Source organism: Amycolatopsis sp. NPDC049688 (genome assembly GCF_040674975.1).
In the GTDB taxonomy this organism is placed as follows: domain Bacteria; phylum Actinomycetota; class Actinomycetes; order Mycobacteriales; family Pseudonocardiaceae; genus Amycolatopsis.
The window spans coordinates 69,729-95,087 of sequence record NZ_JBFANY010000018.1 but is presented as its reverse complement, the minus strand read 5'-3'; the positions used below and the strand labels follow the sequence as shown (position 1 = coordinate 95,087).

The window sequence follows — 25,359 nt, the reverse complement described above, 5'->3', positions numbered from 1 at the left end:
GCTCAGGGCGTCCAGCCGGTGGCCGCCGCCCACTTCTCGGCGCGGGCGAACACGCCGTTGACGAACTCCTGCTTCTCGTCGGCGTACGCCTCGAACGTGGGGTCGGCGGCGTGCGCCGCGGCCAGCCGCAGCTTGACGTCGCGGTAGTCGTCACGCTCGTCCGGGTTCACCCGCAGGTAGTCGCGAAAGAGGAGAGCCAGCCGCCACGCGGGCGTCTCCGCCGAGCGGACGTGCAGGTTGACCGGGCGCCGCGGATCGGCGCCGACGTGCATGCGCTTGGGCCACGTCCCGGCGCCGTCCTGGGCGTCGTCGGCCCAGTCGCCGGACAAGCGCGGGAACCCGGCGTCCGCCAGCAGGTCGCCGAGCGTGTCCGCGTCGTCCAATGTGGACACGGTGAGCTGCAGGTCGAGGATGTTCTTGGCGGGCAGGCCGGGCACGGCCGTGGACCCGATGTGGTCGGCGCGGCGGGCGAGCTGCCCCGCCGCGGCGCGGACCCGGGCCAGCACCCGCTCGGCCTGGGCGGGCCAGGTCAGGTCGTAGTCGGCGATCTTCGGCGCCATCGGCGGCCGCGGCCGGCGCAGCCGGACGTTCGCCTCGAACGGCACCAGCCGGTCCGCCCAGAGCGCGTCGACCTCGGCGAGCACGGCGTCTTCGGCTCCGCCGTTGTCGAGCCAGACGTCGGCGACGGCGCGGCGCTGCTCGGTGCTCGCCTGCGCCCGGATCCGCGCCCGCGCATCCTCTTCGGCCATGCCGCGCGCCGACACCAGCCGCCGCACCCGCACCTCGACCGGCGCGTCGACCACCACGACCAGGTGGTACGCCGTGGCGAGACCGTTCTCGACCAGCAGCGGGATGTCGTGGACGATGATCGCGTCCGGCTTCGCGGCCGCCATCAGCTCCCCGGTCCGGGCGCCGACCAGGGGATGCACGATCGCGTTCAGCCGGCGCCGCGACTCGTCGTCGGCGAACGCCTTCGCGGCGAGCGCGGGCCGGTCGAGCGAGCCGTCCGCGGCCAGGATCTCCGGGCCGAACTCGGCGGTCAGCCGGGCGAGCCCCTCGGTCCCGGGCTCGACCACCTCCCGCGCGATCCGGTCGGAGTCCACCAGCACGGCCCCGTGTTCGGCGAGCCGGTTCGCCACGGTCGACTTCCCGGCCCCGATCCCACCCGTCAACCCCACGCGCAACATGACGATCACCCTAGTCACGCTCGGAGCGCGTGACTCAACCGATATCCGGACACGCCGTGTTGCTTACCCACGTGGACCGGCGCGAGTGCGTACGGTGCCCGCGACGAAGACGTCCACGCGGAGGAACGATGGCGGACAGCAAGCACGTCGGGAGGCACCGGCTCGGCACGCCGGGGCTGGTGCACTGCCTTGTCCATCGCCCGGTGGCCGACGCGCTGGCGGACTACCACCGAACCTGGCTGAGCACCCTGCTGGTGCCGGCCAAGCACAGCTTCGCCGGCCTCCGCCGCAAGGCCCGCGCCGCGGCCCTCGAACGCATCTGGGTGCCGTCGGTGAGCCCGGCCCGCCCGGCCGCGGTCACCATGCGCGCCGCCTGAGACCACCGATGCTTCGCCCCCCGAACCCCCGAACCGGGGGTCAGCGGGTTTCGCGCGTCTCGATCGCGATCTCCGACGACAGCGTCCGGTGCACCGGGCACTTGTCGGCGATCAGCATCAGCCGGGCGCGCTGGTCGTCGTCGAGGTCCCCTTCGAGGGTGATCTCGCGGGTGATCCGGCTGAGCATGCCCCGCTCGGTTTCGCACCTCGCGCAGTCCTCGGCGTGGATGCGGTCGTGACGCAGCCGGATCGTCGCGCGGGTCAGCGGGATGCCCTTGCGGTCGGCGTACATCCGCAGCGTGATCGCCGTGCACGAACCGAGCGACGCGAGCAGGAGCTCGTACGGGTTCGGGCCGGCGTCGCCGCCGCCGACCGCGACCGGCTCGTCGACGAGGAGCTCGTGGGTCGCCGTCGTGACCTGCTGGGTGTAGGTGCCGTCGCCGCTCGCGGTGACGACGACGGTGCCGGGCTCGGGGTGGTCCATCGGGCGTCGGCCCTCCAGTGTCGGTGCGCGCGGATCCGGACATCGGCGAACATTCCCAAGACGCCGCGGATATCGTATCTTCTGCAGCGGGTGAGTCACCCGGACGCCGCTTGCGCCGGGCTGCCGCGAAGGGGGTGCGCCGTGGCCACCAGGCACTTGCCGATGCGGGCCGCCGATCAGGGCGGCCGCGAGCGCTACCTCGATGCCGCCTTGTCGGTGCTGGTGAACCGGGGTGTCCCGGGGCTGACCGTGCGCGGGGTGGCCGAAGCGGCCGGCGCGTCGACGCTCTCGGTGTACGCCCGCTTCGGCGGCCGCGCGGGCCTGCTCGACGCCCTGTACGAGCGCACCTTCGACTCGCTGCGGGAACTGCTGGAGAGCCTGCCGCCGTCGAGCGAGGACGGCGTCGGGGATCTGCTGCACCTCGCGCTGGAGTACCGGACCTTCGCCCGGGAGAGCCCGACCCGCTACGCGTTGATGTTCGAGCGGCCGGTCCCCGGGTTCGATCCCGATCCGGCGCTGCGGTCGGCGGTGCTGCGGACGACGTTCTCCCTCTTCATCGCCCGGGTCCAGCGGGTCTGCCCGCCCGGAGCGGACGCCCGGTCCACCGCCTACCAGCTGTGGACGACCATGCACGGCCTGGTCGGCTCGGAACTGATGCTGGCCTCGCGCCGGCCGCTGGCGGACTGGTTCATCCCGCCGACCGAAGAGGCCAACGAGGAGATGTACCGGCAGGGGGTCAGCGCGATGATGGCCGGCCTCGGCCTGCGCAACCGCTGAACCCCGGCAACGAAGAACCCCCGGTCCACTCGGGACCGGGGGTTCTTCGTTCAGCTCAGAGAGCTAGTGAGGCTTATTCAGCCGTCGGCCGCCGCATGACTTCTGCGGTGATCAGCGGTCCGCGTGCGGGGCACGGCGGCCTAACCAGAATAAGCCTCAGTGCTCACGCACCGCCGGAGAGCTTCTCGCGGAGCGCCGCGAGCTGCTCGTCGGAGGCGAGGGTGCCACCGCTGCTCTTGGAGTCGGCCGGGGCCGAGCCCGAGGTGTAGCTTTCCGCGCCACCCTCGATGCCGGTCGCCGCGTCCGCCGCCGCTTCGGCGTCGGCCTCGACGGCCTTCTGGACCTGCTTCATGTGGGCCTCGTAACGAGTGTGCGCCTCGGCGTACTGGCGCTCCCACTCCTCACGCTGCTTGTCGAAGCCTTCCTGCCACTCCTGGGTGTCCGGGTCGAAGCCTTCGGGGTAGATGTAGTTGCCCTCGGCGTCGTACTCGGCGGCCATGCCGTACTGGGTCGGGTCGAACTCGGTGTCCGGCGTGACACCCTCGTTCGCCTGCTTCAGCGACAGCGAGATGCGACGGCGCTCGAGGTCGATGTCGATGACCTTGACCATGACGTCGCCGTTGACCTGGACGACCTGCTCCGGGATCTCCACGTGGCGCTCGGCCAGCTCGGAGATGTGGACCAGACCCTCGATGCCCTCTTCGACGCGGACGAACGCACCGAACGGAACCAGCTTGGTGACCTTGCCCGGCACGATCTGGCCGATCGCGTGGGTGCGGGCGAACTGGCGCCACGGGTCTTCCTGGGTCGCCTTCAGCGACAGCGAGACGCGCTCGCGGTCCATGTCGACGTCCAGGACCTCGACCGTGACCTCCTGGCCGACCTCGACGACCTCGGACGGGTGGTCGATGTGCTTCCAGGACAGCTCGGAGACGTGCACCAGGCCGTCGACGCCACCCAGGTCCACGAAGGCACCGAAGTTGACGATGGACGACACGACGCCCTTGCGGACCTGGCCCTTGGCGAGCGCGTTGAGGAACTCGCTGCGCACCTCGGACTGGGTCTGCTCCAGGTAGGCGCGGCGGGACAGGACCACGTTGTTGCGGTTCTTGTCCAGCTCGATGATCTTCGCCTCGAGCTCGCGGCCGACGTACGGCTGCAGGTCGCGCACGCGGCGCATCTCGACCAGGGACGCGGGGAGGAAGCCGCGCAGGCCGATGTCCAGGATGAGGCCGCCCTTGACGACCTCGATGACGGTGCCCTTGACGGGCTCGTCCTTCTCCTTGAGCTCCTCGATCGTGCCCCAGGCGCGCTCGTACTGCGCGCGCTTCTTGGACAGGATCAGACGGCCTTCCTTGTCCTCCTTCTGGAGGACCAGGGCTTCGACCTCATCGCCGACGGTGACAACCTCAGCCGGGTCGACATCGTGCTTGATGGAGAGCTCACGCGAGGGGATGACACCCTCGGTCTTGTAGCCGATGTCGAGCAGGACCTCGTCGCGGTCGACCTTGACGATCGTGCCTTCGACGATGTCGCCATCGTTGAAGTACTTGATCGTCTTGTCGATCGCCGCGAGGAAGTCTTCCTCCGACCCGATGTCGTTGATGGCGACCTGCTGGGGCCCGGTGGGGGCGGTCGGGGCGGTGGCGGTGTCGGTGGTCATTAGGCGGGTTGCTCCGGTGGATGGGAATCGAGGGTTGGCAGTTGTCGGCGCGATGGGAGAGCATGCGACGACCCTGCGAGCAAACGTCCACCAGTGAACGACCGCGGCATTGACCCCGCATACGGTGCGCGACCCGAGTCCCAACCAGAAGCTGAGCGGAAGGCAGCGCGAACCCACTGCGCTAACACTTATCCTACGCGGCAGCCGCTAGGCGGCACAATCAGGGTCCCCCTGGCTCGCTAAGGTCCTCGCGGAAGCAAACCGCACGCCCGAGGATGCAGGTGGAACAGGTAGCAGCCACCAGGACCGGAGACCCCATCATGCCACCGGAGGAGGCGCCCGCGCCGGGGCGCCACGACGCCGCCGAGCACCGGCTGGGCACCACCGCGGTCGCCTACCGCGAGGTCGGCGGGGCCGAAGCCGCGGCGGCCAACCTCGCCTGGTGGGACGCCGACGCCGACGACTACCAGGCCGAGCACGGCCGGTTCCTCGGCGACGCCGACTTCGTCTGGTGCCCGGAGGGCGTCCGGGAGGCCGACGCGCGGCTGCTCGGCGACGTCCGGGGCAAGCGCGTGCTGGAGGTCGGCTGCGGGCAGGCCGCCTGCGCGCGCTGGCTCACCGCCGAAGGCGCGCACGCCGTGGCGACCGACCTGTCCGCCGGCATGCTGCGCCACGCCCGCGACGGCAACGCGCGCACCGGCCTGGCCGTCCCGCTGGTGCAGGCCAACGCCGAGCACCTGCCGCTGGCTTCGGGCAGCTTCGACGCGGCGTGCTCGGCCTTCGGCGCGATCCCGTTCGTGGCTTCGGTGGACGCGGTGTTCGCCGAGGTGCACCGGGTGCTGCGGCCGGGTGCGCCGTGGGTGTTCTCGGTGACTCACCCGATGCGGTGGATCTTCCCCGACGACCCGGGCCCGCAGGGGCTCACCGTCACGCAGCCGTACTTCGACCGCACGCCCTACGTCGAGGTCGACGACGAAGGCACCGCGACCTACGTGGAGTACCACCACACCCTCGGCGACTACGTGCGCGCGCTGTCCGGCGCCGGGTTCACCCTCACCGACCTGGTCGAGCCCGAGTGGCCGGCCGGGCACACGCGGGTCTGGGGCCAGTGGAGCCCGTTGCGCGGCAAGCTCTTCCCGGGCACCGCGATCTTCCGCACGCACCGGTCGTGAACTCCCTCGAAGCGCAGCAGAACGCCCGGTTCGCCGCGCTCGACCCGCTGCTCCCGCCGATCACGGCCCCGCCGTCGGCGTCAAGCGAGCCCCTGCTGGTGACGGCGGGCGAGCGCCGGGCGGGCGGCCTGCTGACGCACGCGGTGCACGCGCCGGGGTCCTGGCCGACGCTCTGGGGGCCGTCGGAGATCCGGGACCTGACCGCGGTGCCCGGCGACAGCGGCGCGGCCGGCCTGGCCGCGCTGCTGGGTGCGTGGCGCGAGCGGCTGCGCGGGACACCGGCCGGCCCGGACTCGGGCTGCACGCTGACCTGGCCGAGCCGCGACGCCGAGGCGTCGGCGGTGCTGCTGGCGCACGGGTTCGCGCCGATGACGTGCCTGGCGGTGCGGCCTCCGGACCCGCCCGGCGAGCCGGGGCCGGCGACGGTGACCGTCCGCCGCGCCGGCGAGGGTGACGTCGACGCGCTGACCGAGCTGCGGCTGGCGGAGTGGCGCTACACGTCGCTGGTCGGCACCGCGGTGCCGAGGCCGGGCGCCCGGGCGCTGCTGCGCGCGGAAGTCGTCCGCTCGCTGCGGTTCAGCGGGCTGGTCTGGCTGGCGGAGGACGACGGCGTGCCGACGGGCATGGCCGCCTGCGCGCTGGCCTCGCCCGCGCCGGGAGACAGCATCCACGGGCGGCTGCTCCCGGGCCGCTGGGGGTACGTCGACACGCTGTCGGTCGCGCCCGCGGCCCGCGGCGGCGGGGTCGGCCGGGCGCTGATGGCGGTGGCGCACCGGGAGCTGGTCCGGCCCGGGACGCGCGGGACGTTCCTCTTCTACCACCCGGCGAACCCGCTTTCGCCGGTGTTCTGGCACCGGCAGGGCTATCGTCCACTGTGGACCATGTGGATCCGGCGCCCGGCCTGGTCCTGACCGCACGCCACGAGGGGGCACCATGGACATCGCCGAGCCGCTGCTCGCCGCCCACCGCGCGCGGTTCGCCGCGGTCGACGCGCTGCTGCCGCCCGCCGCGCCCCCGGCCGAAGGCGAGCGCCTGGACGCGGCGACCGCCGACGGCACGCAGGTCACCGGCGTGCTGCAGCGGCAGCGGCTGGCGCCCGGCGACGTCCCGATGCTGTGGTCGGCCGCCGATACCTGGCAGCTCTTCCCGTACTTCGGCGCGACCGGCACCGAAGGCGCCGACCTGCTGCTGCGGGCGCTCAAGGCCCGGCTCACCGCCGAGGAGACCGGGGACGACTCGGCGTGCGTGGTCGTCTGGCCCAGCCGGGACGCCGAAGCGATCCGCGCGTTCCTCGACCACGGTCTCGTCCCGTTGTCGGCGGTCGGCGTGCGGACCGCTCCCCCGCCCGCAGCCGAGCCGGGCGTGACGATCCGCCGGGCCGGCCCCGGCGACTTCGCCGCGGCCCTGGACCTGGCGGCGGCGACGTTCGACTACACCGGGCTCGTCGCGGCGCCCCGCCGCGACAACACGGCAGAGTTGCTGGCGCCGTCCCTGCGGGCGGCCCTCGCCGAGGACGAGCCGTCCGTCTGGCTGGCCGAAGCGGACGGCGAGACCCGGGCGTTCGCGCACTGCGCGTGGGTCGACGCGGTGCCGGGCAGCGAAGCGGGCGAGTTGCTGCCGCCGGGGCGCTGGGGGTACGTGAACAACGTCGTGACGGCACCCGGTGAGCGCGGCAGCGGGCTGGGCCGGGCCCTGATGGCCCACGTGCACCGGGAGCTGCACCGCGGCGGCGCGACCCGGACCTACCTCTACTACAACCCGACCAACCCGTTGTCTTCGGTGTTCTGGCACCGGCAGGGCTACCGTCCGTTGTGGACGACGTGGGAGGTGCGCCCGGCGGCGGCGCTCCGGTGAGCCACCCACAAGTGTGACGTGCGTCCGGTGATCTTGCCGCCACCTCCCCACGGGACTAGCTTTTGAACTGACCGGTCAGTTCAAAAGTTCTCGAAGCGGGAGAAACCGTGCAGGTCCGAGCCGATCGGGTGTCCCTCGAGGGGCACCACGGCACCTTGTTACCGCCCACCTCGCTGACCTTCGGCGAGGGCGACCTGGCGATCGTGCACGGCGAACCCGGCGTCGGTGTCACCGCCTTCGGCCTCGCGCTGGCCGGCCGCCTGAAGCCGACCACCGGCACCGTGCACGCCGAGGGCGTCGACACGCCGCTGACCGAGCTCGTCGCCGTCGTCGACGCCCCCGGGGTCAGCGAACCCGACGACGCCCTGCCGCTGCGCGTGGTCGTCGGCGAGGAGCTGGCGCTGGCGCACCGCCCGGCGGGCAAGGAGGACGTCGCCCGCTGGCTGGCCGGCCACGACGCCGCGCCGTTCGCCGGCACGCGGTTCGAGAACCTCACCCCCGCCCTGCGTACGCGGCTGCTGACCGAGCTGGCCGCCGAGCGCAAGGGCGTGCGCGTGCTCGTCCTCGACACGCCCGACCGGCACACCAGCGACGTCGAGAGCTGGGCCGGGCCGGCGCGCGAGCAGGCCGGGCGCGGCCTGGCCGTGGTCGTGCTGACCGCGACGACGCCGCCGTCCGCGCTGCCCGGCACCCCCGCGCTCCTCGGCGCGGCGGAGCAGCCGGAGCCGCAGCACTGTGCTCCCCCCGCCGCCCCCGAACCCACCGAAGAGCTCCCCGCGAGCACTGACGGAGACCCCGAATGAACGCCTTCCGGATCGCGCGCAACGAGCTGCGCCGCCTCTCCACCGGCACCCTGCCGAAGCTCGCGCTGGTCGCGCTCGTGCTGGTGCCGCTGCTCTACGCGTCCTTCTACCTCTACGCCAACTACGACCCGTACGGCCGCCTCGACAAGCTGCCCGCCGCCGTCTTCACCAGCGACACCGGCGCGAAGGACGCCAGCGGCCAGCAGCGCAACGTCGGCCGCGAAGTGACCGACGAGCTGGTCAAGTCCGGCACGTTCCAGTGGCACGAGGTGTCCGAGCAGGAGGCCCGCGACGGCGTCCGCGACGACAAGTACTCGTTCGCCATCGGCATCCCCAGCGGCTTCTCCGCCGCGCTGCTGTCGGTCGGCAACTTCCAGCCGCAGCAGGCGACGATCACGCTGACCACCAACGACGCCAACAACTACCTGTCCGGCACGATCGCGAAACAGGTCGCCGAGCAGGTGCGCAAGACGATCGCGGAGAAGGTCGGCAGCGAGGCCGCGGACCGGTTCCTGGTCGGCTTCTCCACGATCTACGCCAAGATCCAGGAGGCGTCGAACGGTGCGTCGCAGCTCGCCGACGGGGCCACGCAGCTCAAGACGGGCCAGCAGAAGCTCGCCGACGGCGCCGCCAAGCTGGCGGACGGCTCGTCGACCCTCGCGACCGGCCTGGGCACGCTGAAGAGCGCCACCGCCGACCTGCCTTCGCAGACGCAGAAGCTGGCCAACGGCGCTTCCCAAGTGGCCGCTGGGGACCAGAAGGTCGCCGACGCGGCTTCCATCGCCGCGACGGCGTCGTCCGACATCCAGGGCAAGCTGGACTCCTACCGCAGCCAGCTGCAGACGGACCTGCGCAGCGCGGGTGTGCCGGAGACCCAGGTGGAGGCGATCCTGGCGAAGGCCGACCAGCTGCGCTCCCCCGTCGACCAGGCCAACGGCAAGATCCAGCAGGCCAACGGCGACCTCGCGAAGCTGGCCGACGGCGCCCGCCAGGTGTCCGACGGCGCGGCCAAGCTCGCCGCCGCGTCCCCGCAACTGGCGAGCGGCATCGCGCAGGCGTCCGACGGCGCGAACCAGCTGAAGGACGGGGCGTCGCAGCTGAGCGACGGCGAGAAGACCGCGGTCACCGGCACGAACCAGCTCGCGGACGGCGCGGTGAAGCTGCGCGACGGGCTCGCGGCCGGCCTCCAGCAGATCCCGAACCCCGACGACCCGACGCGCAGCGCGACGGCCAACACGATCGCGGACCCGGTGGCGGTGAACGCCAACGGCGAGGCGTCGGCCGGGACGTACGGCGCCGGCCTCGCGCCGTTCTTCATCTCGCTGGCCACCTGGATCGGCGCGTTCGTGCTGTTCCTGATCCTGCGCCCGCTCTCCACGCGCGCGCTGACCGCGGGCGCGGCGCCGTTCCGGGTCGCCGTCGGCGGCTGGCTGTCTTCGGCGCTGCTGGGCATCGCGCAGGTGGTCGTCCTGTTCGGCGCGGTGACCTGGCTGGTCGGCATCCACATCGCCCACCCGCTGGAGGCGATCGGGTTCGCGGTGCTGGTGTCGCTGACGTTCACGTCGGTGGTGCACGCGCTCAACGCCTTCTTCGGCGCGGTCGGCAAGTTCCTCGGCCTGGTACTGCTGGTGCTGCAGCTGGTCAGCGCGGGCGGGACGTTCCCGTGGCAGACGATCCCGGACGCGCTGTACCCGCTGCACGTGGTGCTGCCGATGGGGTACGCGATCGACGGCTTCCGCCACCTGTTCTACAGCGGCGCCTCCACCGGGCGGCTGCTCGGCGACATCGGCGTGCTGCTGGCCTACCTGGTGGGCGGGATCCTCGTGTCGACGCTGGCCGCCCGCAAGCGTCGCGTTTGGACGGTGTCGGCCCTCAAGCCCGAGCTGAGCCTGTGAGCGGCGGGACGAAGCAGAAGCTCTTCGAGGCCACGCTGGAGCTCTCGAAGAGCCGGGGCCTGGTGGGCCTGACGGTCGACGACATCGCGGCGGCGGCCGGCGTCGCGAAGGGCACGGTGTACTACAACTTCGGGTCGAAGGACGGCCTGGTCGACGCGCTCCTGCGGTACGGCGTGGACATGCTGGCTTCCCGGCTGCGGGACGCGGTGTCTTCCGCGGACCCGCTGGACGTCATCGAGGCCCAGGTCGACACGACGCTGGAGTTCATCGCGCAGTACCCGGGGTTCTCGCAGATCCTGGTGAGCGAGCTGTGGCGGACGCCGGGCCAGTGGCACGGGACGTTGTCGTTGCTGCGCGAGGAGATCATCTCGATCGTGAAGCAGCAGTTGTCCCGGTTGGAGTCCGCCGGCCGCCTGCCGGAGGGGGTCCAGATCCCGACGGCGGCGGCCGGGCTGTTCGGGACGATGCTCGTGGTGGCCCTGGACTGGCAGGTGTTCGGGCCGCAGCGGACCCGCGCGGAGGTGCGGGACGCGGTGATGGTGCTGATCCGCGGTCTCGGTCGCCGCTGACGCACGGCTCGGACGCCTCCGGTTTCCCGCGGGGTCGCCGGACATGAGGCCCCGCCGGCCGCTGTGCCCGCGGGGTGGCGCTTCGCGGGCGGGTGGCGGCCGCGGGGGCGCCCCCGTTCCCTACGTGTGATGTCTAGGGAGATTGGTCAGCCGGGTGACCGGCGGTTTGCCGCCGGTTGAGCTGTGGGGTCGGTGGTGATGGTAAAAGTGCAGCCAGCCTGGTAGCGCCGCCCGCCGCAGGGTCTCCGATGGGCAGAAACGGGCGTAGGCCCACCCGTCGGCCAGGGTGCGGTGGAACCTCTCGATCTTGCCATTGGTCTGCGGCCGATAAGGCCGGGTCCGTTTCGGGGTGATCCCCAGCTCGGCGAACCAGGCGACTGCCCGGTGCAGTACCGCGGTGGCGGTGGCGGCGGTTTCGTCGGTGTGAATTTCGGCGTAGGCGACGCGGGAGTGGTCGATGCGGGACAGCCAGTTGATCCGGCAGCGCACCCGCACCGCGTGCACCGTCGAGGCAGGTAGCCCGAGCCGGCCACCGATCTGGACCGGGCCCAGCCGCTGCCGCCACCGCAGTCGCGCGATCTGCCGCACTATCGGAGCAGGGTGCGGTTCGGGCTGTCGTGGGGACGGCTGCTGCGGTCGGTCATCCCAGCCACACCTTCGGCGCGATACCGCCTGGCCCGACTTCACATCCGGAGGCCTTCACCTGTCTGCACGACAGGCCGTCACCAGGTCACCTCAACTCGGGACAACGTTCCTGGACATCACACCTACGCTACCGGAGGGCACCGACAATTCGGGCGCGCCGGAAGCCGCTCGAGCGCGGCCATCTGCCCGGCCGCGGGGGCGCCCCCCGATTTCCACGCTACCGGTCGGCACCGACAATTCCGGCGCCCGGCAACCGGATCAGCCGCGGTCCTCGATCCGGGCCCGGACCGCCGCCGCGTAGGTATCGACCGCCGTGGCCGCTGCCGTCAGCTCGCAGGGGCCGTCGATCAGCAGCCTCTTCGCCGGGATGTACGCCTGCTCGATCTCCGGGTCCCCCACCAGCCCGTGCTCGCGGGCCAGTTCGTGGTCGCCGGCCAGGCGGGCTCGCAGCTCCTCGCGGCGGGCCACCAAGCCGTCGAGGACCGCTCGCTGGCGGCGGCCGTCCTCGACCGCCGGGGCCACCGCGTGCTCGTGGCTGTCGATGTGGCGCTCCACCCACTCCGCGTCGCCGTCCACCTCGGCCGATCGGAGCTGCTTGAGTGCTCCGCGAAGCCGTTGTGCGCGGGCCGGCAGCATCGCGACGCCCGTGAAACGCGTGGCCACGCGCAGCTGGTACGCCTCGATCTCCGCCAGCTCCGCCACCGCCTGGGTCAGCACCTCAAGCCGGCCCGCGAGGTCGTCCGGGGCCGGGCGGGCCTGGCCCGTGCTCGCCCTCACCGCCGCCACCCCCGGTGACGACTCCTCGCGGAACCCCAGCAGCAGACGCAGGCCGAGCTCGGCCGCGCGGCCGGCCAGCGGGGCCAGCACCTCGCCGACCAGGCGGTCAGGCTCGGCGGAGTCGTCGATCCCGTCGACGACCAGCGTGCGGCCCGCCACTCCGTTGGTGAGCCGGTCGGCGATGCGGTGGCGGACGGCGTCGGCCGTGCGGCCGGTCGCGTCGACCGCGAGGTCGACGCTGCCCGGCGGCGGCATCTCGCCGAGCGCGGGCGGCAGGCCGGGCACGCCGAGGGAACGTTCCCGGTCGGCGAGGACGATCCCGAACCGCAGCGCCGCCGCGACGGGCGAGCCGGCCTCGCCCGTGTCGACCACCCAGACGGTGCCCGGCTCCGCGCGGGAAAACCAGTCGGCGACGCGCTGCACGAAGGACACGTCGACGGCCTCGCCGACCGGGCGCGAGAAGCTGGCGTCGACCGCCGGGCTGCCCGAGGTCCAGATGCTCAGCTGGGGCAGGTGACCGAGCATCGTTTCGACCGGCACCATCCACGTGCCGGTGTCCTTGCCGACGACCATGCCGACGACGTGCCCGGTCGCCTCGTCGAGCACCGCCGTGCCGCCGAAGCCCGGGCCGAGCGGCTCGGCTTCGGCCGTGCGGAACAGGCGGACCCACTCGCCGCCGGTCTGCTCCGGGCCGCCGAGCCGCGCGTGCGTCCAGCGGCCGACCGAACCCGGCGGGAAGCCGAACGCGCGGACGAGCTGGTGCTCGCCCAGCGGCATGCGGTGCAGCGGGGCGCGGAACACGCGGGATTCCGGCCGTTCCAGGCGCAGCAGGGCGAGATCGCCGTGGCCGCCGCCGTCGGAGGGCACCCAGCAGCCTTCGACGACGGTCGCGGCGCCGGGCAAAGCCTCGGCCAGGCCGACGAAATCGACGCTCAACGCGGCGCGCGGGCCACCGGCGGTCTCGACGACGTGCGCGCTCGTGAGCACGTGGTACTCGTCCAGTACCGTGCCCGCGCCGCACACCCGGCCGAGTTCGTCGTGCAACCGGACCCGCCAGCGTCGTCGCTCACGCTCGAACCCCATTCGGCGGACCCTACGCCGTGATCGCCACGCGTTGGCGCCGACCCACTTACCCAGCGGTAATGGCTCACCCGAACGGAGTCGTCCGTTCGGCGCAACGCCCGATCACAGTCGCCCGAACACGCGGCTGCCGGGCGCGGCCGGATCGTCGCCCGCCCAGAACTCGAACCAGTGCTCGACGAACTCCTCGCGCGACAGGCGGCCGTCGCCGTCGGTGTCGAGGAGGGCGAAGACGTCCTCGGACGGCGTCCCGACGCCGTTCCAGGCCGCGATGAGGCGGTCGTACTCGGCGGCGGAGATCACACCGTCGCCGTTTTCGTCGACAACTTCGAACATCGCCTCCGCCGTGCCGGTGACCGCGCCCGGCATCGCCGGGAGGGCGTCGACGACCTGCAGCACCTGGTCGAGGCCGACCTTGCCGCCACCGCCCGCAGCGTCGTCGAGGGTGCCCCACCAGCCCATCATGATGCCGGTGAGGCGCCGCCCGTCGGGCGTGCTCGCGTCGGTGCCGCGGAGGTCGAGCCACCGCGTGGTGAGCGCCCGGAAGTCGGTCTCCGTCAGGAAGCCGTCACCGTCGGCGTCCATGGCGCCGAACACGCCGGAGATCTTGCGCCGCTGGAAGTCACTGGCCATGGCGCCAGCATCGCCGCGGCCCGGGACTCCCGGCGACGTCCGCCCGAGTACTCCCGCGTCACGACCCGGTGATCCGGGCCGTGACGCGGAGTGAGCGGAACCTAGTGCGCCGCTTCGTTCCAGGAGCGGCCGTAGCCGACCGAAACCTCGAGCGGCACCGCCAGGGCGTACGCCGAGCCCATGCCCTCGCGCACCAGCTTCTCCAGCTGCTCCTTCTCCCCGTCCGCGACCTCGAGGACGAGTTCGTCGTGGACCTGCAGCAGGATCCGGCTCTTCAGCTTCGCCTCGACGAGCGCGCGGTGGACGTTCAGCATCGCCACCTTGATGATGTCGGCCGCGCTGCCCTGGATCGGGGCGTTGAGGGCCATCCGCTCGGCCATCTCGCGACGCTGGCGGTTGTCGCTGTTGAGGTCCGGCAGGTAGCGGCGGCGGCCGAAGATCGTCTCCGTGTAGCCGCACTTCGCCGCTTCGCCGACCACAGAGTGGAGGTAGTCGCTGATGCCGCCGAAGCGCGCGAAGTACGCCTCCATCTGCTCCTTGGCTTCTTCGGTCGAGATCCGCAGCTGCTGCGAAAGCCCGTACGCCGACAACCCGTACGCGAGTCCGTACGACATCGCCTTGACGCGGTAGCGCAGCTCCGGCGTGATCTCCTCCGGCGGCATCGAGAACGCCCGCGAGGCGACGAACGTGTGCAGGTCCTCCCCGCTGTTGAACGCCTCGATGAGGCCCTCGTCCTTGGACAGGTGCGCCATGATCCGCATTTCGATCTGGCTGTAGTCCGCGGTCATCAGCTCGGTGAAGCCCTCGCCGACGACGAAGGCGTCGCGGATGCGGCGGCCTTCCTCGGTGCGGACCGGGATGTTCTGCAGGTTCGGCTCGGTCGAGGACAGCCGTCCGGTGGCCGCGATCGTCTGCAGCAGCGTGGTGTGGATGCGCCCGTCGTCGGCGACGGACTTGATCAGGCCCTCGACGGTGGTGCGCAGCTTCGTCGCGTCCCGGTGCTCCAGCATGTGCTGCAGGAACGGGTGCTCGGTCTTCTCGAACAGGCCCTGCAGCGCCTCGGCGTCGGTGGTGTAGCCGGTCTTGGTGCGCTTGGTCTTCGGCATGCCGAGCTCGTCGAACAGCACGACCTGCAGCTGCTTCGGCGAGCCGAGGTTGATCTGCTTGCCGATCACCGCGTACGCCTCTTCGGCGGCCTGGGTGACGCGCGAAAGGTAGTGTGCCTCCAGGGTCGTCAGCTGCTCCAGGTCGACCGCGACGCCGGCGATCTCCAGCTCGGTGATCACCTCCAGCAGCGGCAGTTCGAGCTCGGCGAGCAGCTTCGCGCCGCCGATCTGCTCGAGCTCCTTGTCGAGCGCGCCGGCCAGCTCGAAGATCGCGCGGGCCTTGACCAGCTCGTCCTGGATTTCCTTCTGCTCCAGGCCTTCCGCGCCGCCGTCGAGCAGCGACAGCTGCCCGTCGCCGCCGTCGGCCTCCGAGCGCAGCTCGCGGTGCAGGTAGCGCAGCGCGAGGTCGTCCAGCTCGAACGTGCGCTGCCCGGGCCGCACCAGGTACGCCGCCAGCGCGGTGTCCATGGCGAGCCCGGCGACGGCCCAGCCGCGGGCCCGGATCGCGTGCAGCGGGACCTTGAGGTCGTGGCCGGTCTTGCGGATCGCCGGGTCGGCGAGCCAGGCGGCGAGCGCCGCGTCGTCGGCCTGGTCCATCGCCGTGACGTCGACGTACGCGCCTTCGCCGTCGGACGTCGCGAAGGCCACTGCCCGCAGGTCGGACCGGACCGACGTGCCCACCGCCCGGAAGGACAGGGCCACCGGCTCGCCGGCGCCCGCGTGCGCGGTCAGCCACGCACCCAGCGCTCCGGGAGCCAGCGCCGAACCCGAGACCTCGAAGCCCTCGTCGGCCTCCGGCTCGGCGCTCTGCAGCGTCGCGAACAGCCTGTCCCGCAGCACGCGGAACTCCAGCTCGTCGAACAGCGCGTGCACGGCTTCGCGATCCCACGGGCGCAGCTCGAGCCCGGCCGGGGCGACCTCGAGTTCGACGTCGCGGATCAGCTCGGTCAGCTGGCGGTTGAGCTGCACCGAGGACAGGTGCGCCCGCAGCGCGTCGCCGACCTTGCCCTTGACCTCGTCGACGCGGTCGATGAGGTCGTCGAGCGAGCCGAACTGCTTGATCCACTTGGCCGCGGTCTTCTCACCGACACCGGGAATGCTCGGCAGGTTGTCCGACGGGTCGCCGCGCAGCGCCGCGAAGTCCGGGTACTGCTGCGGGGTGAGCCCGTACTTCTCCTCGACGGCGTCCGGGGTGAAGCGGGTCATCTCCGAGACGCCGCGCTTGGGGTAGAGCACGGTGACGTGCTCGGTGACCAGCTGCAGCGCGTCGCGGTCGCCGGTACAGATGAGGACGTCGAAACCGTCCGCGGTCGCCTGTGTCGTGAGCGTGGCGATGATGTCGTCGGCTTCGAAGTTCTCCTTCACCAGCGACGGGATGCCGAGCACCTGCAGGACGTCCTTGACCAGGTCGACCTGGCCGCGGAACTCGTCCGGCGTCGTGCTGCGGTTCGCCTTGTAGTCGGCGTAGGTTTCCGAGCGGAACGTCTTGCGCGAGAGGTCGAACGCCACCGCGAGGTGGGTCGGCGCTTCGTCGCGCAGGAGGTTGATGAGCATCGAGGTGAAGCCGAAGACCGCGTTCGTGACCTGCCCGGTCTTCGTCTTGAAGTTCTCCGCGGGCAGGGCGAAGAACGCGCGGTAGGCCATCGAATGGCCGTCGATCAGCAGCAGCTTCGGACGCTCGGCGAGGCTGGTGGATCCTGTGGCGTTGGCAACGGTCGTCTTCTCACTCGGGCTCACGGGGCCGAGTCTAGGCTGAGGGTCCGACACTCTTACGTGTCGCATAGGAACAGGAGCTTTGTGTGACGGAAAGTGCCGCCCCCATCGACGTGGAGCGGCTGTCGGGCATCGACCCGGCGGCGGCGGACCAGCAGCTGAACGACAAGGTCGGGATGAAGCTGCTGGAGGCGACGGCCGAACGCGTGGTCGGCACGATCCCGGTCGAGGGCAACCTCCAGCCGTACGGCCTGCTGCACGGCGGCGCCAACGCCGTGCTCGCCGAAGCGCTCGGCTCCACGGTCGCCGCGCTCAACGCCGGCCCGGGCAAGGCGGCGATGGGGCTGGAGCTGTCCTGCACGCACCACCGGGCCGTCCGCTCGGGCACGGTCACCGGGGTGGCGACGCCGCTGCACGTCGGCCGCGGCACGATCACCGCGGAGATCGTGCTCACCGACGACGAAGGCCGCCGCACCTGCACCGCGCGGCTCACCTGCGTGGTCCGGGACCGGCCGCCGGGCGCCTGAGCCGGTGGACCTCGACCTCGCCCAGGTGCGGGCGTTCGTGGTGACCGCGGAGCACCGCCACTTCGGGCGGGCCGCCCAGGCGCTGTTCCTCACCCAGCAGGCGCTGTCGAAGCGGATCCGGAGGCTGGAAGACACCCTCGCGGCACCGTTGTTCCTGCGCACGCCCCGCGCGGTCGAGCTGACCGCCGACGGCGAGCGGTTCCTGCCGCACGCGCGCGAGCTGCTGCGGGTGGCCGACGCGGCGGTGGCCGCGGTGGGCGGCGAAGACCGGCCGCTGCGGCTCGACGTCCTCGACTACCGGCTCTCCCCCATGTTCCTGCTCCGCCGCCTCGCCGAGCGCGAGCCGGCGCTGGAGATCGACCGGGTCGCCGGTGGCGGGTTCGCCAACGCGGTCGAGCCGCTGCTGTCGGGTGAGCTCGACGCCGCCTTCGGCCGGGTCGCCGGTGGCGAGCGGCCGCTGCCCGATGAGCTGGAGCACCGGGTCGTCCGGCTCGAGCCGCTGGTCGCGCTGCTCGCGCCGGAGCACCCGCTGGCGGTGCAGGACGTGCTGCCGCTCGACGAGCTGCGCGCCGACGGGATCTGGCTGCCGGGCCTGCGCGGCCCCGCCGAGTGGCTGTCCTACCTGCAGGCGATGTGCACCCGGTTCGGGGTGCCGATCGACGACTCCGGCGTCAGCTACGACCTGCGCCACACCCTGGAGCAGACGCGGTACGGCAAGCGGCGCGTCACCCTCGCCGGCGCCGACATGGAACTGGCGCCGGAGCTGAACCTCAAGGTGCTGCCGTTCGAGCCGTCGCCGTTGTTCCCGTGGTCGCTGGTGTGGCGGCGCGGCGTGGCGCACCCGGCGCTGCGGCGGCTGCTGGCCCTGGCCGGGCGCACCAGCCGCGAAGAGGGCTGGTGCGCCCAGGACCCGGACCACACGTGGCTGCCGGACGACGACGTCAGCCTCGCAGCCGCCGCGCGAACCACTCCGTGAAGGCGACGTCGACGCGCGCCGCTTCCGGGGTCCCCGGCGGGAATTCGTGCCCCATCCCGTCGACGGTCACCAGCTCGCTGCCCAGCTTCGCGCGCAGCGCCTCGGCCGGCTCGCGCACGGCGGCGTCGTCGTCCGCGCCGGTGACGATCAGCAGCGGCGCGGTCAGCTCGGCCACCCGGTCGACGTAGTCGTAGCGCCCGGCGACGGCCCGGGACCGCGGGGTCCACGGGTAGACGACGTCGAAGAGCCGTTCGTTGCGGCCGATCACCGGCGCCAGCTGCGCCACCGGGCTGACCACCGCGGCGGCCGCCACCGGGACCTCGCCGCGGGCGAGCACCTCCAGCGCGACCAGGGAGCCGGCCGAGCCGCCGAAGAGGCCGAGCGGGCCGTCCGCGCCGGGCAGCCGGTCCCGCAGGTCCGCCAGCGCCGCCGGGAACTCCGCCACCGCCTGCTCGGTGACCGGTTCGAAGACGTTGAGCACGGCGTCCTCACTCGCCCGCCGGAACAGCTCCGCCGGGCCGCCTTCGGGCAGCCGCGCCCCGGTCAGCGGCAGGCCGAGGTAGACCCGCCACGCCTGCAGTCCCGCCATCGGCACGGCTTCGGCGAACGCCCGCTCGCTCGACGGCTCCTCCATCAGGTGCCAGCCGGCCACCAGCGCGGCCGGCGCGTCCCGGTCCGCCGGCGGCAACGCCACGAACGGCACGCCCGCCGCCACACCCTCGATCTGCATCCCGCTCTCCTTCGTTTTCGGTTCCCCACCAGGAAACCGCCGGAGAGCGGGCCGGGTCCAACAGCCTTTCCGGCGTCGGCGACAACCGCCGGTTGTCGCCGGAAACGCGCACCGGCCCCGCACGCCGGAGCGCGCGGGGCCGGTGCGGGGCACCCGGGACGTCAGCCGACGCCCAGGTACGCCTCCTTGATGCTGTTGTCCGCCAGCAGCTCCTTGCCGGTGCCGGTCTTGGTGATCCGGCCGGTTTCGAGCACGTACGCGCGGTGGGCGCGGGACAGCGCCTGCTGCGCGTTCTGCTCGACGAGCAGCACCGTGGTGCCCTGCTTGTTGATCTCCGTGATGATCCGGAAGATCTGCTGGATGAACTGCGGCGCGAGACCCATCGACGGCTCGTCGAGCAGCAGCAGCTTCGGCTTCGCCATCAGGGCGCGGCCGATGGCGAGCATCTGCTGCTCGCCGCCGGACATCGTGCCGCCCATCTGCGTCTTGCGTTCGGCCAGCCGGGGGAACAGCTCGAAGACGCGCTCCAGGTCCGCGCTGAGGTCCTTGCGGTCCTTGCGCGCGTAGGCGCCCATGTCGAGGTTCTCCATCACCGTCATGCCGGGGAAGATGCCCCGGCCTTCCGGTGCCTGGGAGATCCCGCGGACCACGCGGAGGTCACCGCGCAGCTTGGAGATGTCCTCGCCGGCGAAGGTGATCGTCCCGGAGGAGATCGGCCGGATGCCGGAGATGGCCCGCATGGTCGTCGACTTGCCGGCGCCGTTCGCGCCGATGAGCGTGACGACCTCGCCCTCGTTCACCGTGATGGACAGCCCGGAGACCGCCTGGATCCGTCCGTAGTGGACGGACACGTCCGACAACTCAAGCAACGTCATCGTCAGGCACCCCCAGGTAGGCCGCGATCACCGCGGGGTTCTCGCGGATTTCGGCCGGCACGCCTTCGGCGATCTTCTTGCCGAACTCCAGCACCACGATCCGGTCGGTCACGCCCATGACGAGCTTCATGTCGTGCTCGATGAGCAGGACGGTGTAGCCGTCGTCCCGGATCGTCCGGATCAGGCCCATCAGGTCTTCCTTCTCCGCCGGGTTGAAGCCCGCCGCGGGCTCGTCCAGGCAGAGCAGCTTCGGCTCGGTGGCCAGCGCCCGCGCGATCTCCAGGCGCCGCTGGTAGCCGTAGGGCAGGTTCTTCGCCCGGTCGGCCGCGCGGTCGGCGATGCCGACGAACTCCAGCAGGGCCATCGCCTTCTCGACGGCGGCCTTCTCCTCGCGGTGGTGCCGCGGCAGCCGCAGCAGCGCCCCGAGGAGGCTGGTCTTGTGCCGCGCGTCGGTGCCGACGACGACGTTCTCCAGCGCCGTCATCTCGCTGAAGAGCCGGATGTTCTGGAACGTCCGCGCGATGCCGAGCTGGGTGATGCCGTGCCGGGACGTCTTGCCCAGCGCGTTGCCTTCGAGCCGGACTTCGCCCGACGTCGGCCGGTAGACGCCCGTCATCGCGTTGAAGCACGTCGTCTTGCCCGCGCCGTTCGGCCCGATCAGGCCGAGGATCTCCCCGCGGCGGATGTCGAAGGAGATCTGGTCGAGCGCGACGAGACCGCCGAAGCGCATGGTCACGTTGTCGACCTCGAGCAGCGTCTGCCCGACCTCGACGTCGATCTCGCGGTCCGGCGCGACGACCTCGGCGACCTCGGCGTCGTGCTCGGCCCGCTCCTCGGCCGTCATGTGCTGCAGCTCGGCGACGAGGCCGCCCTCCGCGACGACCTCGGGGCCGCCGTTCTGGGGGTCGGTCATGGCTTGCTCCCCGGGGTCGGTTCGGTCTGCAGCGCACCGTCACTGCTGATCTGCTCACCCCGGCCCAGCAGCCGCTGGTACGCCTGCCTGCCGTAGGCGAGCAGGCGCTGGCGGGCACCGAGCAGGCCCTGCGGGCGGAAGATCATCAGGACGATCAGCGCCAGGCCGAAGATCAGGTACTTGTACTCGGCGATCGCCTGGAAGCGCAGCGGGATGTAGGCCACCACACAGGCACCGAGGATGACACCGACCTTGTTGCCCGAGCCGCCGAGGATCACCGCGGCCAGGAACAGCATCGACGTCACGACGTCGAACTTCTGGTTGTTCACGAAGCCCAGCTGGCCGGCGTAGAGCGCCCCGGAGAGACCGCCGATCGCCGCGCCGCTGATGAACGCCCAGATCTTGAACTTGAACGTCGGGACGCCCATGATTTCGGCCGCGTCCTCGTCGTCCCGGATCGCCACCCACGCGCGGCCGACCCGGCTGCGCTCGAGGTTGCCGACCAGGAACAGGACGGCGATGATCAGCGTGACGCACAGCCAGTACCACGGCGTGCCGTTCGAGTTGTTGAACAGCGGCGTCCCGTCGGCGTTGGTGCCCGGCGGGTGCCCGACCTCCTTGAAGCCGGAGTTGCCGCGCAGCGGGGCGACGTTGTCGGCGAGCAGCCGGACGATCTCACCGAAGCCGAGCGTCACGATCGCCAGGTAGTCCCCGCGCAGCCGCAGCGTCGGTGTCCCGAGGATCACGCCGAAGATCATCGTCACGACCATGGCGATCGGCAGCACGACGAGGAACGGCAGGTGCGACAGCGACGAGTCGGGGCTGGTGAACAACGCCATCACGTAGGCGCCGATCGCGAAGAACCCGACGTACCCGAGGTCCAGCAGGCCCGCCTGGCCGACGACGACGTTGAGGCCGATGGCGACCAGCGCGTACCGGGCCACCTCGAACATCGCGATCGGGAAGTCGTAGCCCGGCTGGGTGGTGATGATCGGCGGGTTCAGCACCGGCAGCAGGTAGATGAGCACCACCAGCGGGATGAGGATGCCCCACTGCTGCACGCGGCTGAGGTTGTTCCACCGCTCGCCGAGCGGGCGCTTCTTGGCGGTCGCGGCCGCCGGTGGAGTCGTGGTCGTGGTCATACCCGGGCCTTTCCGAGCGACTCACCGAGGATGCCGGTGGGCCGGATCATCAGGACCAGCACCAGCAGGACGAACGCGACGATGTCGCGCCAGCCGCCGCCGAACAGCGCCTGGCCGTAGTTCTCGGCGACGCCGAGCAGCAGGCCGCCGAGCAGCGCGCCGCGCAGGTTGCCGATACCGCCGAGCACCGCCGCGGTGAACGCCTTGATGCCGAGCAGGAATCCGCCCTGGTACCACGCGCCCTGCGGGATCTTCATCATGTAGAACAGGGCCGCCGCACCGGCGAGCAGGCCGCCGATGAGGAAGGTCAGCATGATGACGCGTTCCTTGTTCACGCCCATCAGCGTCGCCGTGTCGGGGTCCTGCGCCACCGCGCGGATGCCGCGGCCGAACTTGGTCTTGTTGACGAAGTAGTTGGCGCCGAGCATCAGCACGATCGAGGCGATCACCGTGATGATCGTGACGTTGGTGACGCTGCCGCCGAAGATCTCGAAGACCTCTTCGTTGCGCATCAGGCGGATCCCGAGCTCGGGGTTGCCGCCGCGCCAGATGAAGATGAGCTGCTGCAGCACGAAGGACGCGCCGATCGCGGTGATCAGGAAGACCAGTTTGGGCGCCCCGCGTTTTCGCAGGGGCCGGTAGGCCACGCGTTCCAGGACCACCGCCGTGCCGCCGGATATCGCCATCGAGGCCAGCAAGGCCAGGAGCAGGAAGCCGACCAGCTCGACCACGGTCAGCGTGGGCGTCTTGCCGGGCCGGAACCCGAGGCCGTAGAAGGTGAACCACGTCGCGTAGACGCCGTAGATGAAGACTTCGGAGTGGGCGAAGTTGATGAGCTTCAGGACGCCGTAGACCAGGGTGTAGCCCAGCGCCACGAGCGCGTAGATGCTGCCGTAGGCGAGCCCGTCGAACGTGTTGTTCCAGAACTGGTCCAGGAACGCGCTCACGTCGAACTTGATCCAGCTGTCGCCCTGGGCCAGCACGAGCGAGCCCAGTTCATGAGTCAATGACACACTAGTTCTCCATGTGGGACCGGGGTGCAGGCCCGGCGGGATCCAGCCGCCGGACGTGCACCCCGGTAATCAGAACGGAAGCGTTGCGCTACTTGATCTCGGTGTTGCGGACGATCTTCCCGCCCTCGACCTTGTAGGTCCACACGGTCGTGCTGGACAGCTCGCCCTTGTCGTCCCACTTGAAGTGCTTCGTGATGCCCTGGCCGTCGTAGCTCTTGACGAAGTCGAGCAGGCCCGCGCGGTCCTTCTTGCCCGAGTCGATGCCCTTGAGCAGGATCGTCGCCAGGTCGTAGGCCTCGGGCGAGTAGGTGCCCGGGTCCTTGCCCACCGCGGCCTTGTAGGCGTCGGTGAACTTGGTGAACTGGTCGGCCGGGACACAGGGGCAGGTGAAGTACGCGTTCGCGGCCGCCTCGCCGGCGCCCTTGACGAACTCGTCGTCCTTCACGCCGTCCGGGCCGACGAACTTGGCCGTGACACCGGCGTCGTTCAGCTGCTGCGCGAAGGGCGCGGCTTCCTGGTAGTAGCCCGAGTAGAAGACGGCGTCCGGCTTCTCGCCCTTGATCTTGTTGACCACGGCCGAGAAGTCGGTCTGCTTGGTCTTGACGCTGTCCTGGCAGGTGCCCTTGTCACCCAGCGCCTGGATGGTCGAGGCGGCCAGGCCGGTGCCGTAGTCGGAGTCGTCCTTGATGACGCACACCTTGTTGGCCTTGAGCTCGCCGGTCATGAACTTCGCGGCGGCCGGGCCCTGGGTGTTGTCGTTGCCCAGGCCGCGGAAGAAGGTCTTCCAGCCGTTCTGGGACAGCGTCGGGTTGGTGGCCGACGGGGTGACCGTGACCAGGCCGGCACCGTTGAAGATGTTGCCGGCGGCCTTCGACTCACCCGAGAACGGCAGGCCGACGACGCCGATGATGGCCGGCGTGTTGACGATCTGCGTCACGATGCCGGGCGCCTTGTCCGGCGTGCCCTCGGTGTCGAACTGCTCCAGCTTGACCTGGCAGCCCGGGTTGGCCTTGTTGTGCTGGTCCACGGCGAGCTTCGCGCCGTTCAGGATGTTGACGCCCAGCGCGGCGTTGGCGCCGTTGATGGTGCCCGCGTACGCGATGGAGGTCGGGGCACACTGGGCCTTGCCGTCGCCGGCCGGGTCGGCCGCGTCGGCGGCGGCGGACGGCGCCGCGGCCTGGGACTGGGAGCTCGAGCTGTTGCTGTTCGAGCCGCTGTCCGTCCGCGCCGAACACGCGCTGAGGGCGATGGCCCCGACACTGGCCAGCACGATGACCCTCGCAAGTCGTGCTTTCTGCACTCGTTCCTCCAAATGCCACCTGGCCGCCCGGTCGGGCGGCTGTCCCGGCGTGGGACCTGACTGGCCGCTGAAAGTAGCCGCCCCGGGGGCCGTTGCACAGAGTCACACGTGCTCTTGTAGCCACATCGTGACGGTCGTCACGAGTATTAACGTATGGTTTACACCCGCTCGTCGTAATACGACCAGCGGGTGGTGACTCTCGGTGCCCGACAGCCCGCAGACTGCCCCTTGACGCCCGGCGCAAGGTGTGCAGAGTCTACGGACCCGACGTCGGCTGTCGTTCCCGGCCACGCCGGGAAGGCTCGCAAAGGTACCAAGTACGCCCTTTCGGGCACCCGGAGCGTCACGAAAAAGGGGGCGACCGCGGACGCGGCCACCCCCTTTTCGGGTGGATCAGCTGCCGATGCTCTCCACAACGGCCTCGGCCACGGCCTTCATCGTGGTCCGCCGGTCCATGGCGGTGCGCTGGATCCAGCGGAAGGCATCGGGTTCGGTGAGCCCCTGCCGGCTCATCAGCAGCCCCTTGGCCCGGTCGATGACCTTCCGCGTCTCGAGCCGGTCGGTCAGCCCGGCCACCTCGGCCTCGAGGGCCTGCAGCTCGGAGAACCGGCTGACGGCGAGCTCGATCGCGGGCACGAGGTCACGCTTCGCGAAGGGCTTGACGAGGTAGGCCATGGTCCCGGCATCCCGGGCCCGTTCGACGAGATCCCGCTGGCTGAAGGCGGTGAGGATGACAACGGGCGCGATCCGGTCACCGGTGATCTTGGAAGCGGCCTCGATGCCGTCCAGCTTCGGCATCTTGACATCGAGGATCACGAGATCGGGCTTCAGGTCGGTGGCCAGCGCGATGGCCTGCTCGCCATCCCCGGCCTCCCCGACCACTTCGTAGCCTTCTTCCCGCAGCATTTCGACGAGGTCAAGCCGGATGAGAGCCTCGTCTTCCGCAACGAGCACCCGACGCTGCGGCACGGTGGCGGCACCGTGGGCCTCGGTAGCCTGATCGGTCACCGGGGTCCTCCTGAAGACTCGGCGGGCGTGGACATTCCGCGGCGTTCCGCGAACCTGAAGCCTACCGGGAACGATCCAGTGGAAGAGATGGCGTTCACCACGAAGTGGCCAGCATGACACTGGCAGCCGGGAGGGTGGCC

Annotated in this window: 23 protein-coding genes and 1 pseudogene; 10 read left to right on the top strand and 14 right to left on the bottom strand. The window is 71.2% G+C overall.

The window, feature by feature from the left end; all coding sequences use genetic code 11:
* Nucleotides 1-2: 2 nt before the first annotated feature.
* Nucleotides 3-1,187 (bottom strand): dephospho-CoA kinase, encoded by a 1,185-nt coding sequence (gene coaE, locus AB0J55_RS38415; RefSeq protein ID WP_364260417.1) that lies wholly within the window; start codon nt 1,185-1,187, stop codon nt 3-5.
* 128 nt (nt 1,188-1,315) lie between these two features.
* Here coaE and AB0J55_RS38410 point away from each other — a divergent pair, with 128 nt between their 5' ends.
* On the top strand, nt 1,316-1,564 hold the full coding sequence (locus AB0J55_RS38410; RefSeq protein WP_364260414.1) for a hypothetical protein: 249 nt from the start codon (nt 1,316-1,318) through the stop codon (nt 1,562-1,564).
* Between the two features lie 40 nt (nt 1,565-1,604).
* On the opposite strand, the gene AB0J55_RS38405 is transcribed toward AB0J55_RS38410, so the two are convergent.
* Nucleotides 1,605-2,048, bottom strand: coding sequence for an OsmC family protein (locus AB0J55_RS38405; RefSeq protein WP_364260411.1), 444 nt, complete (start codon nt 2,046-2,048; stop codon nt 1,605-1,607).
* Nucleotides 2,049-2,210: 162 nt separating this feature from the next.
* Here AB0J55_RS38405 and AB0J55_RS38400 point away from each other — a divergent pair, with 162 nt between their 5' ends.
* Nucleotides 2,211-2,825, top strand: coding sequence for a TetR/AcrR family transcriptional regulator (locus AB0J55_RS38400; protein ID WP_364260688.1), 615 nt, complete (start codon nt 2,211-2,213; stop codon nt 2,823-2,825).
* Nucleotides 2,826-2,988: 163 nt separating this feature from the next.
* Here the strand turns inward: AB0J55_RS38400 and rpsA are convergent, their stop codons facing one another.
* Nucleotides 2,989-4,488: a 30S ribosomal protein S1 gene (gene rpsA, locus AB0J55_RS38395; protein WP_003098851.1), complete on the bottom strand. Its 1,500-nt coding sequence runs from the start codon at nt 4,486-4,488 to the stop codon at nt 2,989-2,991.
* A 320-nt stretch (nt 4,489-4,808) separates the two neighbouring features.
* On the opposite strand from rpsA, the gene AB0J55_RS38390 reads away from it, so the two are divergent.
* The 6 genes from AB0J55_RS38390 to AB0J55_RS38365 all read left to right on the top strand — a co-directional run bounded on the left by AB0J55_RS38390 (nt 4,809) and on the right by AB0J55_RS38365 (nt 10,781).
* Entirely contained in the window at nt 4,809-5,660 is an 852-nt protein-coding gene (locus tag AB0J55_RS38390) for a class I SAM-dependent methyltransferase (protein ID WP_364260408.1), read from the top strand.
* Nucleotides 5,657-6,571 carry a GNAT family N-acetyltransferase gene (locus AB0J55_RS38385; RefSeq protein ID WP_364260406.1) on the top strand — a complete coding sequence of 305 codons (915 nt, stop codon included), beginning with the start codon at nt 5,657-5,659 and terminating at the stop codon, nt 6,569-6,571. The genes AB0J55_RS38390 and AB0J55_RS38385 overlap by 4 nt, the downstream gene beginning before the upstream one ends.
* Nucleotides 6,572-6,593: 22 nt before the next feature.
* Nucleotides 6,594-7,514, top strand: coding sequence for a GNAT family N-acetyltransferase (locus tag AB0J55_RS38380; RefSeq protein ID WP_364260403.1), 921 nt, complete (start codon nt 6,594-6,596; stop codon nt 7,512-7,514).
* A 107-nt stretch (nt 7,515-7,621) separates the two neighbouring features.
* Nucleotides 7,622-8,317, top strand: coding sequence for an ABC transporter ATP-binding protein (locus AB0J55_RS38375; RefSeq protein WP_364260400.1), 696 nt, complete (start codon nt 7,622-7,624; stop codon nt 8,315-8,317).
* Nucleotides 8,314-10,212, top strand: a complete 1,899-nt coding sequence (locus tag AB0J55_RS38370) for a YhgE/Pip domain-containing protein (RefSeq protein WP_364260397.1) — start codon at nt 8,314-8,316, stop codon at nt 10,210-10,212. Before AB0J55_RS38375 ends, AB0J55_RS38370 begins: the two co-directional genes overlap by 4 nt.
* Complete coding sequence (locus AB0J55_RS38365) at nt 10,209-10,781, top strand: TetR/AcrR family transcriptional regulator (protein WP_364260394.1); 573 nt, start codon at nt 10,209-10,211, stop codon at nt 10,779-10,781. The genes AB0J55_RS38370 and AB0J55_RS38365 overlap by 4 nt, the downstream gene beginning before the upstream one ends.
* Nucleotides 10,782-10,901: 120 nt before the next feature.
* On the opposite strand, the pseudogene AB0J55_RS38360 reads toward AB0J55_RS38365, so the two are convergent.
* The 4 genes and pseudogenes from AB0J55_RS38360 to polA form a co-directional block, all read right to left on the bottom strand.
* Nucleotides 10,902-11,425 (bottom strand): annotated as a pseudogene (locus tag AB0J55_RS38360) (integrase core domain-containing protein); the annotation flags it as partial.
* A gap of 259 nt (nt 11,426-11,684) precedes the next feature.
* Nucleotides 11,685-13,286: a serine protease gene (locus tag AB0J55_RS38355; RefSeq protein ID WP_364260391.1), complete on the bottom strand. Its 1,602-nt coding sequence runs from the start codon at nt 13,284-13,286 to the stop codon at nt 11,685-11,687.
* A 102-nt stretch (nt 13,287-13,388) separates the two neighbouring features.
* On the bottom strand, nt 13,389-13,916 hold the full coding sequence (locus AB0J55_RS38350; RefSeq protein ID WP_364260388.1) for an EF-hand domain-containing protein: 528 nt from the start codon (nt 13,914-13,916) through the stop codon (nt 13,389-13,391).
* Between the two features lie 101 nt (nt 13,917-14,017).
* Nucleotides 14,018-16,759 (bottom strand): DNA polymerase I, encoded by a 2,742-nt coding sequence (gene polA / locus AB0J55_RS38345; protein ID WP_364260385.1) that lies wholly within the window; start codon nt 16,757-16,759, stop codon nt 14,018-14,020.
* A 62-nt stretch (nt 16,760-16,821) separates the two neighbouring features.
* Here polA and AB0J55_RS38340 point away from each other — a divergent pair, with 62 nt between their 5' ends.
* Both AB0J55_RS38340 and AB0J55_RS38335 read left to right on the top strand, forming a co-directional pair.
* Nucleotides 16,822-17,262, top strand: a complete 441-nt coding sequence (locus AB0J55_RS38340; RefSeq protein WP_004559050.1) for a hotdog fold thioesterase — start codon at nt 16,822-16,824, stop codon at nt 17,260-17,262.
* A gap of 4 nt (nt 17,263-17,266) precedes the next feature.
* A complete protein-coding gene (locus AB0J55_RS38335; protein WP_364260381.1) occupies nt 17,267-18,238 on the top strand; it encodes a LysR family transcriptional regulator in 972 nt (323 codons plus the stop codon).
* On the opposite strand, the gene AB0J55_RS38330 is transcribed toward AB0J55_RS38335, so the two are convergent.
* From AB0J55_RS38330 to AB0J55_RS38300, 7 genes are all read right to left on the bottom strand, one after another.
* Nucleotides 18,204-18,968: an alpha/beta hydrolase gene (locus AB0J55_RS38330; RefSeq protein ID WP_364260378.1), complete on the bottom strand. Its 765-nt coding sequence runs from the start codon at nt 18,966-18,968 to the stop codon at nt 18,204-18,206. The genes AB0J55_RS38335 and AB0J55_RS38330 overlap by 35 nt on opposite strands.
* Nucleotides 18,969-19,129: 161 nt before the next feature.
* Nucleotides 19,130-19,843, bottom strand: a complete 714-nt coding sequence (locus tag AB0J55_RS38325) for an ABC transporter ATP-binding protein (RefSeq protein ID WP_364260375.1) — start codon at nt 19,841-19,843, stop codon at nt 19,130-19,132.
* Nucleotides 19,830-20,756 (bottom strand): ABC transporter ATP-binding protein, encoded by a 927-nt coding sequence (locus AB0J55_RS38320; RefSeq protein ID WP_004559046.1) that lies wholly within the window; start codon nt 20,754-20,756, stop codon nt 19,830-19,832. The genes AB0J55_RS38325 and AB0J55_RS38320 overlap by 14 nt, the downstream gene beginning before the upstream one ends.
* Complete coding sequence (locus AB0J55_RS38315) at nt 20,753-21,898, bottom strand: branched-chain amino acid ABC transporter permease (RefSeq protein WP_364260371.1); 1,146 nt, start codon at nt 21,896-21,898, stop codon at nt 20,753-20,755. The genes AB0J55_RS38320 and AB0J55_RS38315 overlap by 4 nt, the downstream gene beginning before the upstream one ends.
* Nucleotides 21,895-22,905: a branched-chain amino acid ABC transporter permease gene (locus AB0J55_RS38310; protein ID WP_364260685.1), complete on the bottom strand. Its 1,011-nt coding sequence runs from the start codon at nt 22,903-22,905 to the stop codon at nt 21,895-21,897. The genes AB0J55_RS38315 and AB0J55_RS38310 overlap by 4 nt, the downstream gene beginning before the upstream one ends.
* A 94-nt stretch (nt 22,906-22,999) precedes the next feature.
* Nucleotides 23,000-24,181, bottom strand: a complete 1,182-nt coding sequence (locus AB0J55_RS38305) for a branched-chain amino acid ABC transporter substrate-binding protein (RefSeq protein ID WP_364260682.1) — start codon at nt 24,179-24,181, stop codon at nt 23,000-23,002.
* Nucleotides 24,182-24,604: 423 nt separating this feature from the next.
* Entirely contained in the window at nt 24,605-25,219 is a 615-nt protein-coding gene (locus AB0J55_RS38300; RefSeq protein WP_364260368.1) for a response regulator, read from the bottom strand.
* Nucleotides 25,220-25,359 lie beyond the last annotated feature (140 nt).

Bases quoted from the DNA above. Each gene is read 5' to 3' on its own strand.
- coaE (WP_364260417.1), bottom strand. From the start codon at position 1,187: ATGTTGCGCGTGGGGTTGACGGGTGGGATCGGGGCCGGGAAGTCGACC.
- AB0J55_RS38410 (WP_364260414.1), top strand. From the start codon at position 1,316: ATGGCGGACAGCAAGCACGTCGGGAGGCACCGGCTCGGCACGCCGGGG.
- AB0J55_RS38405 (WP_364260411.1), bottom strand. From the start codon at position 2,048: ATGGACCACCCCGAGCCCGGCACCGTCGTCGTCACCGCGAGCGGCGAC.
- AB0J55_RS38400 (WP_364260688.1), top strand. From the start codon at position 2,211: ATGCGGGCCGCCGATCAGGGCGGCCGCGAGCGCTACCTCGATGCCGCC.
- rpsA (WP_003098851.1), bottom strand. From the start codon at position 4,488: ATGACCACCGACACCGCCACCGCCCCGACCGCCCCCACCGGGCCCCAG.
- AB0J55_RS38390 (WP_364260408.1), top strand. From the start codon at position 4,809: ATGCCACCGGAGGAGGCGCCCGCGCCGGGGCGCCACGACGCCGCCGAG.
- AB0J55_RS38380 (WP_364260403.1), top strand. From the start codon at position 6,594: ATGGACATCGCCGAGCCGCTGCTCGCCGCCCACCGCGCGCGGTTCGCC.
- AB0J55_RS38370 (WP_364260397.1), top strand. From the start codon at position 8,314: ATGAACGCCTTCCGGATCGCGCGCAACGAGCTGCGCCGCCTCTCCACC.
- AB0J55_RS38355 (WP_364260391.1), bottom strand. From the start codon at position 13,286: ATGGGGTTCGAGCGTGAGCGACGACGCTGGCGGGTCCGGTTGCACGAC.
- AB0J55_RS38350 (WP_364260388.1), bottom strand. From the start codon at position 13,916: ATGGCCAGTGACTTCCAGCGGCGCAAGATCTCCGGCGTGTTCGGCGCC.
- AB0J55_RS38330 (WP_364260378.1), bottom strand. From the start codon at position 18,968: ATGCAGATCGAGGGTGTGGCGGCGGGCGTGCCGTTCGTGGCGTTGCCG.
- AB0J55_RS38325 (WP_364260375.1), bottom strand. From the start codon at position 19,843: ATGACGTTGCTTGAGTTGTCGGACGTGTCCGTCCACTACGGACGGATC.
- AB0J55_RS38320 (WP_004559046.1), bottom strand. From the start codon at position 20,756: ATGACCGACCCCCAGAACGGCGGCCCCGAGGTCGTCGCGGAGGGCGGC.
- AB0J55_RS38315 (WP_364260371.1), bottom strand. From the start codon at position 21,898: ATGACCACGACCACGACTCCACCGGCGGCCGCGACCGCCAAGAAGCGC.